This is a genomic window from Rhodococcus marinonascens NBRC 14363 (genome assembly GCF_001894885.1).
GTDB classification, from domain to species: Bacteria; Actinomycetota; Actinomycetes; order Mycobacteriales; family Mycobacteriaceae; genus Rhodococcus_F; species Rhodococcus_F marinonascens.
Genome location: NZ_BCXB01000004.1, coordinates 124,238 through 137,818, shown reverse-complemented (window position 1 = coordinate 137,818; position 13,581 = coordinate 124,238). Strand labels below are relative to the sequence as shown.

The 13,581-nt window shown below is 63.2% G+C and carries 9 protein-coding genes and 3 pseudogenes; 8 read left to right on the top strand and 4 right to left on the bottom strand.

What is annotated here, in order from left to right; all coding sequences use genetic code 11:
- Nucleotides 1-4: 4 nt before the first annotated feature.
- The 4 genes and pseudogenes from mimD to RM2_RS05635 form a co-directional block, all read right to left on the bottom strand.
- Nucleotides 5-346: a propane 2-monooxygenase effector subunit MimD gene (gene mimD, locus RM2_RS05650; RefSeq protein ID WP_072687857.1), complete on the bottom strand. Its 342-nt coding sequence runs from the start codon at nucleotides 344-346 to the stop codon at nucleotides 5-7.
- A pseudogene (locus RM2_RS05645) lies at nucleotides 343-1,457 on the bottom strand (aromatic/alkene monooxygenase hydroxylase subunit beta). The gene mimD and the pseudogene RM2_RS05645 overlap by 4 nt, the downstream one beginning before the upstream one ends.
- A 51-nt stretch (nucleotides 1,458-1,508) precedes the next feature.
- A pseudogene (locus tag RM2_RS05640) lies at nucleotides 1,509-2,552 on the bottom strand (2Fe-2S iron-sulfur cluster-binding protein).
- A gap of 120 nt (nucleotides 2,553-2,672) precedes the next feature.
- Nucleotides 2,673-4,304: a ferritin family protein gene (locus tag RM2_RS05635; RefSeq protein ID WP_072687907.1), complete on the bottom strand. Its 1,632-nt coding sequence runs from the start codon at nucleotides 4,302-4,304 to the stop codon at nucleotides 2,673-2,675.
- Between the two features lie 587 nt (nucleotides 4,305-4,891).
- On the opposite strand from RM2_RS05635, the gene RM2_RS05630 reads away from it, so the two are divergent.
- From RM2_RS05630 to RM2_RS05600, 8 genes and pseudogenes are all read left to right on the top strand, one after another.
- A complete protein-coding gene (locus RM2_RS05630) occupies nucleotides 4,892-6,358 on the top strand; it encodes an MFS transporter (RefSeq protein ID WP_072687856.1) in 1,467 nt (488 codons plus the stop codon).
- A gap of 48 nt (nucleotides 6,359-6,406) precedes the next feature.
- A pseudogene (locus tag RM2_RS05625) lies at nucleotides 6,407-7,244 on the top strand (ribokinase).
- A gap of 43 nt (nucleotides 7,245-7,287) precedes the next feature.
- Nucleotides 7,288-9,387, top strand: a complete 2,100-nt coding sequence (locus RM2_RS05620; protein WP_072687906.1) for a RecQ family ATP-dependent DNA helicase — start codon at nucleotides 7,288-7,290, stop codon at nucleotides 9,385-9,387.
- Nucleotides 9,388-9,537: 150 nt separating this feature from the next.
- Nucleotides 9,538-10,050: a diaminobutyrate acetyltransferase gene (ectA, locus tag RM2_RS23760; protein WP_139277677.1), complete on the top strand. Its 513-nt coding sequence runs from the start codon at nucleotides 9,538-9,540 to the stop codon at nucleotides 10,048-10,050.
- 27 nt (nucleotides 10,051-10,077) lie between these two features.
- On the top strand, nucleotides 10,078-11,340 hold the full coding sequence (gene ectB, locus RM2_RS05615) for a diaminobutyrate--2-oxoglutarate transaminase (protein ID WP_139277671.1): 1,263 nt from the start codon (nucleotides 10,078-10,080) through the stop codon (nucleotides 11,338-11,340).
- A 52-nt stretch (nucleotides 11,341-11,392) separates the two neighbouring features.
- Nucleotides 11,393-11,791 (top strand): ectoine synthase, encoded by a 399-nt coding sequence (locus RM2_RS05610; protein ID WP_072687855.1) that lies wholly within the window; start codon nucleotides 11,393-11,395, stop codon nucleotides 11,789-11,791.
- 9 nt (nucleotides 11,792-11,800) lie between these two features.
- Nucleotides 11,801-12,730 carry a D-isomer specific 2-hydroxyacid dehydrogenase family protein gene (locus RM2_RS05605; RefSeq protein WP_072687854.1) on the top strand — a complete coding sequence of 310 codons (930 nt, stop codon included), beginning with the start codon at nucleotides 11,801-11,803 and terminating at the stop codon, nucleotides 12,728-12,730.
- 21 nt (nucleotides 12,731-12,751) lie between these two features.
- Nucleotides 12,752-13,579, top strand: coding sequence for an NAD-dependent protein deacetylase (locus RM2_RS05600; protein WP_072687853.1), 828 nt, complete (start codon nucleotides 12,752-12,754; stop codon nucleotides 13,577-13,579).
- Nucleotides 13,580-13,581 lie beyond the last annotated feature (2 nt).

Here is a 13,581-nt window from a genome sequence, read left to right as displayed (position 1 = left end):
GCCGTCAATTCGCCGTGAGATCGAAGCCGATGTATTCGGCGGCGTCCTCAGGACTGGCGAACAAGATCGTCTTGTCGTCGAGGTGGACCATGCGCCCGTAGTGGGTGGAGCTGATCTCCTCGAAGATGGAGCCGTCGAACTCCGAGCCGAGGGCGTCGGTGAGTTCGTCGTAGTCGAAGCTGAGGAGACGGTGGGCATCGACGCGGATCATCGATGGATACTCAGTCAGCTCCACACCGTCCTTGGCGCCCATCACCTCCGCGACGACGCGGCCTGTCGGAGTGTTCATCAGGGTGACGCCACACATGTTGGAGAACTCGACGGACGATCCGAATTGCATGCTCACTTGTCCAACTCCTCGGGGATGTCGAGCCCAGGTCCTCGAGCAGCGAACGGAACTTCGCCGCGGCTGCGTCGAAACTGCCGGCGAAGGTGACCGCCTTGTCTGCCGGCTGCGACCAGATCGGTTGCAGAGCGCGCGCCGCATGGATGCACCGCGGCACCCAAGTGGTCAGCCACGTGCCGAACAGTTCCTTGTTGGACGCCCCATGCTCGGGGTCACGGGCCAGCAACTGGAAGAGATTCCGCGTGTAGGCGAGGTCGCGGTCGTAGTCGTACTCCCCGGTGCCCACGATCGTCGGGGTGATGTAGTCACCGTTGCGGGCGGCGATCTGCATGACGAGTTCGCTGCGGAACAGCGAGCCCACCAACTGTTCGAACACGATGTTGGTAGCGAAGAGCAGCTCACACCAGTCCGGAACCTCAGTCAGTCGTTCGACGACCTCACGGATGGGCTGCCATTCCGGCGCCGACTGCCATACCTCCTTGTGTGCGGAACCATCGAAGGTCCCGGATGTCTCGGATGTCTCGGACAGGTCGAGATTGAACAGGGCGAGATCCTGCGCGAACCGCATTTTGTGGGCGGCATTGACGACGACAGCGGTATTGATCATGTTCGTCGGGCCGGAACGCTGGATCGCGGTGAACACGTGCAATGCCAGACCGTTCTCGGCGTGCATCCACGCACCGAGGTTGCGTTCGATGAACTTCATCCACGGCGAATTCCATCCGTCGTAGGCCCGTGCACGCTTGGCATTGGACAGGCACAGCTGGACCTGGTTCACCACCCTGGTGTTGTTGCGGTAGATGGTCTGCTCCCACTCCTCGTTGGGGTCGAGGAAGGCATGCCAGTTCGACGACTTCACCGCCGTCCAATCCTGTGGGTATCCACCGGGACCGTTGCCGAAGCCGTAAATCCAGCCCTGCGACAGGTGACGCTCGGGGTCCGGCTGCACGTCGACGGTCACGTCCTCGTACATCGTCGCCCGCAGTTTCGCCGCCTCGTAATAGTTGTAGCTCCTGCTCTTCGAGCTCGGGAATTCGAGGGCACCGGCCTCGGAGTCGGTGAATTCGATCTTGGGGAAGCTGCGTTGCCTGGCCCCTTTGGTTGCGGTCATCTTCTCTCGGTTCCTGTCGGTGGAGATGTAATGGGGGAATACCTGCATCGATTAGTCGAACGCCGGGCTGGTGAACTTGTCGTAGAAGACTTGGTCCTTCGGTACGGCGTTGGCCTCGAGCAATGCGAGCGCGGCATCGACCATGGGCGGGGGGCCGCACATGTAGACGTCGGACTTGTAGATCGCCGATTCTCGGCGATCTACAACATCGGTGACGTTGCCCTCTTCGACGATGATCGGGCCCGATTACTGCTGGTCCATCGCTTCCGAGAGGCAGGTGACGAACGCGAAATCCCTCAGGTTCTTGCCCAGCTCGATGATGTCGTCGAGATAGAACAGGTCCTGCGACGTGCGTGCCCCGTAGTAGAAATGCACCTGCCGGGCACTTCCTGTTTCGCTCAGGTGCCGAAGCAATGAGAGGATCGGCGCCATTCCCGCCCCGCCGCCGATGCAGACGACCGGAATGACGTGGCCCTCCTTGAGGGTGGACGACCCGTACGGGCCGGCCAGTGAGAGTTCGTCGCCGACCGAAATCTCGCTCTCCAACAGGCCGGATAATTTTCCGCCGGGGTACTTCTTGATCAGGAACTCCACCTGCCCCGGAGTAGATTGCGTCGTCGCCATCGAGAAGGAGCGATGCTCGTCGGTGCCCGGAATCTGCAGGTCGGCGTACTGGCCTGGTTTGAATTCGAATATCTCGGGTTCGACGGGTTGCAGGAGCAAAGAGACGATGTCCTTGGTCATCGGCTCGAGTGCGGTCACACGGGTGCGCACATTCTGGATGGGTATGCCCCCGAGAAGTTCGTCCTCGTCGAAGTTGAGCAGTTCGATCGTGCAGTCGCTGAAGGCATGTGAACGGCAGAGCAGTACATACCCTTCCTCGGCCTCGGCGTCGTTGCACGCGAACGTCGAGTAGTTCACCATCTGGATATCGCCGTCGAGGATGTAGGACTTGCAGGCTGAGCATCGTCCTTCGCGGCAGCCGTGCATCAGGTGAATGCCTTGCCGGAAGGCAGCATCGAGGATGCTCTCCTCTTCGCCGACCTCCATCTCGATGTCGACGGGCTCGAAATTGATTCGATGAATGTCGGCCACGAGTGACTCCTGGACTGGGTGAGGACTGCGCTGGAGGTTAGGGCTACGCTGCAGGTGAGGATTGCGCTGGAAGCGTTGGGTGGCGCCGGCGATTCCACGGCGCCACCCACCGTGCCTGAGTCACCTCGAAGTGGCGCCGACCCGGTACGCCGCTATGTGCGCCTCGCGCTCGTCATCAGACATCTGGTTCAAGAGCACATTAGGGCTCTGGAACGTGTTGCCCCGGACGTCGTCGAGGGTCCACAGCTTCTTCGGGTCGTCCAACTGCAGGTGCGGCTGCCCGACGAGGGTCTTCCCGTCGTCGCGGACGTATCCGAGATCCTTCACGATGTCGGCGAGGTCCTTGTCGTGGTGCAGGGTCTCCCATTCACGGAACCCCGTGAGCCGTCCCATGTTCGGAGTAGGCCTTCCCTGGTATTCCTCACGGAACGCGACGGCGTCGGTCCAGTAACAGGTCTCCGAGCAGTAGGTCCGCCATTGGTCGTCCACCTTCTCCACGACCATGTCATCGCGGATCAGCGCGGGCACCATGCAGGTCCAGCATCGGTGCGGGTACTGGTACCCGACCTCCTCGAATGCGATCGGCTTGTTCCGGCCGGGGTAGGCAAGGCGGTTGTACTCCTCCCACCACTTGCCGAACTTGGAGTACCAGCCGGGATACTTGTACTCGAACCATTCGAAGTCCTTGTCGGTCATGGCATCGATCCGCCAATAGTTGACCGGCCAACCGGTGGCGAAGAACCGAGCCACCTCGTGGACGTAGCCCTTGTCGACGATGCGCTTCCACGCCTCCTCGACCAGATCGTGCGGAATGGTCAGGCCGTACTTCTCCAGCGGGATCAGGTAGCTGCGGTAATAGTCGTCGTAAATCCACCGCCGCCACATCTCGGCGTAGCTCTCCCGGTCCTTGCGTCGATCCTTGGTGCCGTACTCGATGAAAGTGCCGATCGCGGCATCGACCACACAGTGGTTGTTCCACCAGGCGTAGCGCAGATCCCGCTCGAGCAGCGGACGGTTGCGCTCGTCGGCGAGCGCCATCAGCAGGATCGAGTATCCGTTGGAGATGTGCCGCGACTCGTCGGACTGCACCGAGTGAAACACCGTGGGCAGCAGGTAGTCGCCATTGGCTGCCGCCTCGTCGGGCATGGCCACGAACAGAGTGTTCGTGAATACGGTCTCCGCCACGACGGTCAAGTAGATGTTGGCCGCGGTGATCGCGTCACCGGTGATGAATCCTTCACCGAACTGCCGGCCGATGGTGCCCGCGTAGTTGTTCGCGGACGCCTTCTCCGTCATGTCGAATCCGGCAGGATCGATGTAGTTGTTCATGTAGAGCTTCTTGAGGTTCATCTGGATCGTCGAGTGCCGAACCTCGTCGATCATCTGCACCGCAAGCCCGTTGTGGATCTCCGGGTTGGGCACCGCGTCGATGGCCATCGGCATCGCCCTGGCAGCCGAAATCTCCGGAAACGGGATGATCGACAGAAACAGCTTCTGCCATTCCAACCAACGCTGCTGCACCTGACGGAACATGTTTCCGCGGATCGCCCCATCCATGGCGCCGTAGACCCTGTTGTCCTTCTCCTCCTCCATGGGGAAATAGGACCGCATGATCTGCTTGAGAGGATCCTTCTTCGGGGCTCTCTCGAACGTGTAGTCGGTTCCGAACCGGGTGGCCGGAGTAGCGAACGTCGGCTCCCACGACAATTCGGTGATCTTCTTGTGAGCCTTGGTCAAACTCTGTCTGCTCACGGTGCCTCCTGGATCGAGAGTCGGCCTCTTGCCGTCTTCGGGGACGATGTGAGATCGATTCAACCCCGTGATCCACGCCACAACCGTCTCAGTCTGAGACTGAGATCGCGCGTGATTCCCTACGGCAACGGCAACCACAACGCCGAGACGCTCGGGGTGCAGGCCGTTTCATTGGATTCGACCATCCGCCGGCGGACAGCGGCACGACGAAGAGAAGGATTCAGTCGATGAGCACGTAGGCCGACACCAGTCGACCTACGGATCCGTCGGCGATGCAGGTGGACCTGATCGAGTAGTCGCCGAAGTCGGAGAGCAGCGTACCCGCTGTCAAACCAATGGTTTCGAGCTCGGGCCGACGAACTCCCGTATTCTTTGCTACGGTGATTACTTCTATTGCTGGTAGTCCCGCGCCTCGGAGGGTGGAGCGGGGCCAAGCCCTGAGCCAGAGCCGATCGGCGGGGGCGCCATCGCGGCAAAGGGCCACGTGCTGTCTCACTCAACCAGCGATCGTTGTGCGGGCGACGAAAAGATGCGTACATCAGGTACGCGCCCCGCGCGGACGATAACCGCGCTGCGGAGCGCACGACATGAATGCACCAGACCACTCGATCACCTCGGCCGAGTTGGCCGACTCACCTGATGTCACCGTCACCGACCAGGCCTCCGTCAGTCGGGCAGTCAAAGCCACCATGCTCGGCAACGCCATGGAATGGTTCGACTTCGGCGTGTACGCATACCTGGCGACCACCATCGGCAAGGTTTTCTTTCCCGAAGCCAGCGGTACCGCACAGCTACTGTCGACGTTCGCGATCTTCGCCGCGGCCTTCATCGTCCGGCCTCTCGGTGGACTGTTCTTCGGCCCGCTGGGTGATCGGATCGGCCGCAAGAAGGTGCTCGCCACGACGATCATTCTGATGGCGGGGAGCACCTTCGCCATCGGCCTGATCCCGAGTTACGGATCGATCGGCATCGCAGCACCCGTTCTATTGGTGCTCTTTCGGCTCGCGCAGGGATTCTCGACCGGCGGCGAGTACGGCGGGGCCAGCACGTTCGTTGCCGAGTACGCGCCGGACAAACGCCGCGGCTTCTTCGCGAGCTTCCTCGAGTTCGGAACCCTCGCCGGGTACGTCGCGGCCGCAGGCCTGGTCACCATCATCACCAGCGTCGTCAGCGCCGACGCTCTCGTCGACTGGGCGTGGCGAATTCCGTTCCTACTCGCGGGTCCGCTGGGCCTGATCGGCCTCTACCTGCGGCTGAGACTCGAGGAGACGCCCGCATTCGAGCAGATGAAACGGGCCGAAGAACATTCGCTGGCAGCCGAGTCCACGAAAGGCAAACTACGCGAGACCCTGATGGTGAACTGGCGGCCGCTGGTGTTGTGCGTCATCCTGGTCGCCTCCTACAACATCGTGTACTACGGCCTGCTCAGTTACATGCCGACGTATCTGTCGGTCACCCTGGGCTACGACGAGTCGCATGGTCTCTTCCTGATGATCCTCGTAATGCTCATCATGATTATGTTGATCAGCTTCGTCGGAAAACTCTCCGACCGAGTCGGCCGTAAACCCTTGCTGCTGACAGGTTTCGCCGGATTCTTCGCGTTGTCGCTGCCCGCGTATCTCCTGATCGGTGTCGGCCACTACGTCACTGTATTCCTCGGACTCGCGATACTCGGCGGTCTCCTGCTGCTGCTCGTCGGCGTCTTTCCGGCGGTGCTCCCCTCGCTGTTCCCCACAGGAATCCGGTACGGCGGCATGTCGATCGGATACAACCTCGCCGTGTCCATCTTCGGTGGCACGACACCGCTGGTTCTCACCGCGCTGCAAAGCGCGACGGGCAGTGATCTCGTCGCGCCCATGTACATGATGGTCGCGGCGGTCGTCGGAGGACTCACGGTTCTACTCATCGCCGAAACCGCTGGGAAACCACTCGAGGGTTCGCCACCCTCCGTCACCACAGACGACGAGGCCCGCCTCATCCTGACCAGTCTTCGCCGCAGGGTCGACGCTTCCACGGCCTCCGGACAGGAGACGAGGTCTGGCGGCGCGGGCTAGTCTCGGGCTTTGCCCGCCAGCAAGATCGCCGTGGTCGGAAGCGTCAACATGGACCTACTGACGACGACCGAGCGACTCCCCGGACCGGGAGAGACGATCCTGGGCACCAAGTTTTCCACCATCCCTGGCGGCAAAGGCGCGAACCAGGCGATCGCCGCCGCGAGGGCTGGTGGCGACGTGACGTTCATCGGTTCCGTCGGTTCCGACACATTCGCCCTCGAACTGCGGCGGGCACTGGCGGAGGCCGACGTGGACGCCCGGTATCTGCGCGAGGTCGACGGACCGAGCGGGATCGCGACGATCACCGTCGACGCCGGGGGCCAGAACAGTATCGTCGTGGTTCCGGGGGCGAACAGCACCGTGGTGGATCTCACTCCCCCCGAACTCGCGGTCGTCGCGGGCGCCGATGTCCTGCTCTGCCAACTCGAGATTCCCCTGGGCACCGTAGTGGCGGCGGCTGCGCACGGGGCGGCCAACGACACCATGGTCATACTGAATCCGTCACCGGCACAGCCGCTACCTGGGGCTTGTTGGCGTCGGTGGATGTACTCCTCGTCAACGAGACCGAATATGCGCAGTTGGGGCCGGCGTCGCGTCCGCCGTCCCCCACGTCGTGACCACGCTCGGCGGCTCAGGCGCCGACTGCGCGGCCTCTGACGGCACCGTTCTGCACGCCGAATCCCCCAAGGTCTCTGTAGTGGACACGACGGGTGCCGGAGATGCATTCGCGGGCGCTCTGGCCGTGTCGTGGCTACGAGGGTCGGCCGCCGCCCTCTCGTTCGCATGCGCAGCGGGCGCCCTCGCGACCACCCGTCGAGGCGCAACGTCGTCCCCCACCCTCGTCGAAATCGAAGCCGCACTCGCCCGGTGTGCAGCACCTTCCTGATCGCGGCCCCCTCGGTGTCACCACAGTCGTGCACCATAGGGCCATGACGAACGCCACCGAGCCCGCACTCCGGGACGAAGCCGAACGGCTGCTGCGCGAACTGGCAGGTGAGCACGCCGCCCTGCGGAACGATCAGTGGACGGCTATCGAGGCTCTGGTGGTACACCGCAGACGGGCACTGGTCGTCCAACGGACAGGCTGGGGCAAGTCGGCGGTCTACTTCATTGCCGCGAAACTCCTGCGGGCACACGGGCACGGTCCCACGATCATCGTGTCGCCCCTCCTCGCCCTCATGCGCAACCAGGTCGCGTCGGCGGAGCGGGCGGGCGTCCGGGCCGCCACAATCAACTCCGGGAACGTCACCGAGTGGGAGGAGATCCACGCGCGAGTAGCCGAAAACGAACTGGACGTGCTGTTGGTAAGCCCCGAGCGTCTCAACAATCCCGACTTCCGCGATCAGGTTCTTCCTTCACTGGCCGCAGACGCGGGGTTGGTCGTCGTCGACGAGGCTCACTGCGTCTCCGACTGGGGTCACGACTTCCGTCCCGACTACCGGAGGATTCGTACGCTGATCGCCGAACTCGGCGAGGGCATACCGGTGCTCGCCACCACCGCCACGGCAAACGACCGGGTGGTCTCGGACGTCTCCACCCAACTCGGTGTGGGTGGAGCGGAGGCGCTCGTCCTGCGCGGCGGCCTCGAGCGCGAATCCTTGCACCTCTCGGTCGTGCAGATCCCCGAAGCCACCGCCCGCGCCGCCTGGCTCGCCGAGCAACTCGACAGCCTCCCGGGTTCGGGGATCATCTACGCGCTGACCGTGTCGGCCGCACGGGACGTGGCGAGCCTGCTGTCCGAGCGGGGTCACGCCGTTTCCGCCTACACCGGGCAAACCGATGCCGCGGAACGGGAGGCACTTGAGCAGGACCTCCTCGGCAACCGCGTCAAGGCTCTCGTGGCGACGTCCGCTCTCGGCATGGGATTCGACAAGCCCGACCTGGGATTTGTCGTGCATCTCGGCGCGCCGTCCTCCCCGATTTCCTACTACCAGCAGGTCGGGCGCGCCGGACGCTCCACCGATCGCGCCGACGTGATCTTGCTCCCAGGTTCGGAGGACAAACAAATCTGGAGCTACTTCGCGTCTGTGGCGTTTCCTCGGGAGCACGTGGTGCGCAGGGTGATCGAGGTCCTCGACCTGGATCGGCCTCAGTCCACCCCGGCACTCGAACCGCTGGTGGAGCTGGGCCGTACCCGCCTCGAGATGGTGCTGAAGGTCCTCGACGTCGACGGCGCCGTGCGACGCGTGCGCGGCGGGTGGGTAGGCACCGGGGAACCGTGGACGTACGACACAGACCGCTACGAACGTCTCGAGCGCGCCCGCGAGTCGGAGCAACAGGCGATGATCGACTACCAACGGATCACGACCTGCAGGATGGCGTTCCTACGCGAACAACTCGACGATCCGGATCTGGTGTCGGGCACCTCGGACTGCGGCCGGTGCGACAACTGCACCGGCGTCCGCCACGACACAACCGTCGATGCCGAGGCGGTACGGCAGACCAGATCACGTCTCGAGCGGCCAGGCGTCGACCTGGCCCCCCGCAAGCAGTGGCCCACCGGGCTCGCCAAGCTCGGCGTGAAACTGTCCGGGAAAATCACGGACGGCCCTGTACCCGGGCGCACCCTGGGCCGACTGTCCGACCTCGGCTGGGGTCAGCGCCTCCGAGCGCTGCTCGACGAACCGGACGGCCCCGTCCCCGACGGAGTCCTGAAGGCCTGCATCGAGGTTCTCGCGTCCTGGGACTGGGCCGAGCGGCCCACCTCCGTGATGGCCGTCGATTCAGCCACCCACCCCATCCTCTCGGCATCGCTCGCCGATCGGCTCGCAGACGTCGGTCACCTACATCACCTGGGTGTTCTGAGACTTCGGCCCGGGCGCCCGCCGGTGTCCGCGGCCAACTCCGCGTACCGGGTGGCCGGTCTCGTGGACGCGTGGGAGCCTCCCTCCGTTCCGAACGGAACCGGACCGGTGCTTCTCGTCGACAGCCTCACAGACACCGGCTGGACCTTGACCATGGCTACTCGCACGCTCCGCGCCTCTGGTGTCACGTCGGTCCTTCCTTTCGCACTGGCGGGTCTCAAATAGGCAAGCCTGCCAAATACAGCTCATTCAGAATCCATGCAATGTGACGAGCATCACTTTATACGTCTCACCTGCGAAACCCTGCCACCTGAACCGACCAATTGCTCGAGGCACGTGAAATCGACGGGGATCGTTGTTAGGTTCGATGCTCCAATGAAGCCTGTCCAGAAGAGTGCCATCCCGACCACCGCGCCGGACGCGGTGTTGTTCAGAAGTCCAGAGATAGCCGACGGAGTCCGGCTCTGGGAGATCGCCGCGAACACGGAAGTACTCGATCTCAATTCGAGTTACGCATATCTGTTGTGGTGTAGAGATTTCAGCCACTCATCGGTCGTCGCAGTCGTCGATGGGCGTACTGTGGGATTTGTTTCGGGCTTCATCCGCCCCGAATCCCCGGCAACACTGTTTGTCTGGCAAGTTGCCTTAGACGCAGACCAGCGGGGCAAAGGAATTGCAGGGCGAATGCTGAGCGCATTGCTCGATCGACTTGCATCCGACGGGATTACCCGCCTCGAAACGACGATCAGCCCCGACAACGAGGCCTCGATCGCGCTGTTCACCGCATTGGCGCGTCGCCGAGATACGGCGATCACCAAGCAGGAACTATTCTCCCCCAATAATTTTCCCGATGGACACGAAGCCGAAGATCTATACACGATCGGCTGAGAACATGCCCCGGAGGAATGGAAAAACATGACAAACATGGATACGAACATCTTCGACATCCTTGAGTCCGAGGTCCGTAGCTACAGCCGCGCGTGGCCGACCGTGTTCGAGTCCGCATCCGGATCGTGGATCCGCGACGAGGACGGCCGCGACTACCTCGACTTCTTCGCCGGTGCCGGTTCACTGAACTACGGCCACAACAACCCGGTGCTCAAGTCGGCCCTGGTCGATTACATCGTCGGCGACGGCATCACGCACGGTCTCGACATGTCGACCGTGGCCAAACGCGACTTCCTTCAGACGTTCCAGGACACCATCCTGAAGCCGCGTGGACTCGACTACAAGGTCCAGTTCCCCGGGCCGACCGGCACCAACACCGTCGAGGCCGCACTGAAACTTGCCCGCAAGGTGACCGGTCGTTCGTCGATCATCAACTTCACCAATGCTTTCCACGGCATGACGCTGGGCGCCCTGTCGGTGACCGGCAATTCGATGAAACGCGCCGGCGCAGGAATCCCACTGGTGCACGCCACCCCGATGCCATTCGACAACTACTTCGACGGCGTCACCGAGGACTTCCACTGGTTCTCGCGTGTGCTCGATGACTCGGGTAGCGGCCTGAACCGTCCGGCCGCCGTGATCGTGGAGACCGTGCAGGGAGAGGGCGGCGTCAACGTCGCTCGCCCCGAGTGGCTACGCGCCCTCGCGGACCTGTGCGCCGAGCGTGACATCCTGCTGATCGTCGACGACGTCCAGATGGGCTGCGGACGTACCGGCCCGTTCTTCTCGTTCGAAGTGGCCGGCATCACACCGGACATCGTCTGCCTGTCGAAGTCGATCAGCGGCTACGGACTCCCGATGGCCTTGACGTTGTTCAAGCGTGAACTCGACGTCTGGGGGCCGGGCGAGCACAACGGCACGTTCCGCGGCAACAACCCGGCATTCGTCACGTCGAAGGTGGCGCTGGAGCATTTCTGGTCCGACGACAAGCTTCACAAGTCGACGGCAAGCAAAGGTGAGAAGATCCACCAGGCGTTCACCGAACTGACGAAACGATTCGAGGGCTCCCTCTCCACCCGCGGTCGCGGACTCGTTCAGGGCCTCGTGTTCGAAGAGTCGGACCTTGCTGCAAAAGTATGCAAACTGGCGTTCGACGAAGGACTGCTCGCGGAGACCTCTGGACCGTCCGATGAGGTGGTCAAGCTCCTACCTGCGCTCACGATCACCGATGACGAGTTGGACCACGGCCTCGCAATTCTCGCCGACGCCACCGCCAAGGTTTGCAGCTAGAGGGATTGCAGCTAGAGGAAGGACTGAAGCTAGAGGAAGGACTGGAGCAAACATGATCGTTCGCACAACCGCCGAGATAACCGACACAGACTGCGACGTCACCAGCGAGGACGGCAATTGGCGCAGCAAGCGCATCATCCTCGGCGGCGACAAAGTGGGCTTCTCGTTCCACGAGACCACGATCAAAGCGGGATCGATCAACGAATTCCACTACGCCAACCACATCGAAGCGGTTTGGCTGGTCGAGGGGACCGGAAAATTGGTCGACCTCGACAACGACAAGGTCTACGAACTCGGCCCCGGTTCGATGTACTTGCTCAATGGTCACGAACGCCATCGTGTCGAACCGGACACCGACATGCGGATGCTGTGCGTATTCAACCCTCCCGTCACCGGGCGTGAGGTGCACGACGAGAACGGCGTCTACCCATTGGTCGAGGTTCCCGCGTAGGTTCGATCTATGGCCGACGATGCCCCAGCTATTGCCATCGGACCCACCCCGGACCCGCTTCTCGAGGAGGCGGTGCGCCGGGGTGGCGCGCGTTCGGCACCCCTCGAGTCCGCCAACGCCCTCGTGTGGACCGCGAACCCGGTCGGTTTCCCAGACCCGCTTCCCGAGAACATCCGCTGGGTGCAACTCGGCGCCGCGGGTATCGAGGAGTGGTTCTCCGAGAGGGTGATCACCCCGGATACCTCGATAGTATGGACGTCGGCAGCCGGCGCCTTCGCCGCCACCGTGGCCGAGCACGCACTGGCGCTACTTCTGGCTGGGGTTCGCGCGCTGCCCGAGCACCTCGAAGCGAAGACGTGGCGCCAGCAGGAGTTCTTCTCGAAGGTCGGCACCTTGCGCGGCGCCACGGTTGCAATAGTGGGTGCGGGCGGCATCGGCCGCGCTTTGATTCCGATGCTCGCCGGGGTCGGGACCGACGTCATCGCGGTGAATCGCTCCGGCAGTCCGGTACCGGGCGCGATCGAGACACTGCCCACAACCCGCGTCGGTGAGGTGTGGGCCCGTGCGGACCACTTCGTGATCGGGGCACCTGCCACCGACGCCACCCACCACCTCGTCGGAGCAGCGGAGCTCGCTCAAATGAAGCCGACCGCGTGGGTGATCAACGTCGCCCGCGGCTCCCTCATTCACACGACCGCACTGGTGAAAGCGCTGCGGGATAACACCATCGGAGGTGCCGGGCTGGATGTGACCGATCCCGAGCCCCTGCCCGACGGCCACCCGCTCTGGGAACTGCCCAACGTGATCATCACACCGCACGATTCCAACCCACCGTCGGTCCGTCCCCAGGCATTCGCGGACCACGTGGCATTGAACGTCACCCGCTTCGTGTCAGGTGAGAAACTCACCGCACTGATCGATCCCGCAGTCGGATACTGAGCCGGCGCTACGCTGGAGTTCGTGTTCGCCCGACTGATCGATGCACTCGGTGATCGGCGCCTGTGCGTACTCACTGGCGCCGGCGTCTCCACGGACTCCGGCATCCCCGACTACCGGGGCCCGAATTCTCCGCCGCGTCACCCGATGACTTTCCAGCAGTTCATCGGAGACCCCGATTTTCGCCGCCGCTACTGGGCGCGGAACCACCTCGGTTGGCGGCATATGGACGCAGCACGTCCCAACACCGGACATCGCGCTCTCGCCGGACTCGAACGGAGCGGTGTCGTGGGCGCGGTCATCACGCAGAACGTCGACCTCCTGCACACCAAGGCGGGCAGTCGCCGCGTGATCGATCTGCATGGAACCTACGCCCAGGTCCGGTGTCTGAACTGCGAGGCGCTGATCTCCCGCGCAACACTCGACGACCGACTCAAACATGCGAACCCCGGTTTCGCCGACACCCTGATCGCCGCTGAGGGTGTGCAAATCGCACCGGATGCGGACGCCGAAATCACCAGCACCGACCATTTCCGGACGCTGGACTGTGAGGTCTGCGGCGGCCTACTCAAGCCCGACATCGTCTATTTCGGTGAGTCGGTACCCAAGCAGCGGGTCGCGGCTGCCTACGCTCTAGTGGACGAGGCCGAGGCACTGCTGGTGGCAGGCTCGTCGCTCACCGTAATGTCGGGACTGAGGTTCGTCCGGCACGCTGCCAGACGCGGGATCCCTATCGTTATCGTCAACAGAGGTGCGACGCGAGGCGACGAGTTCGCAACCCTCACCCTGGCCGCCGGGTGTTCGGAGGCACTCACCGCACTGCTCACCGCACGGCGCGCGGTTCCTACGTGAAC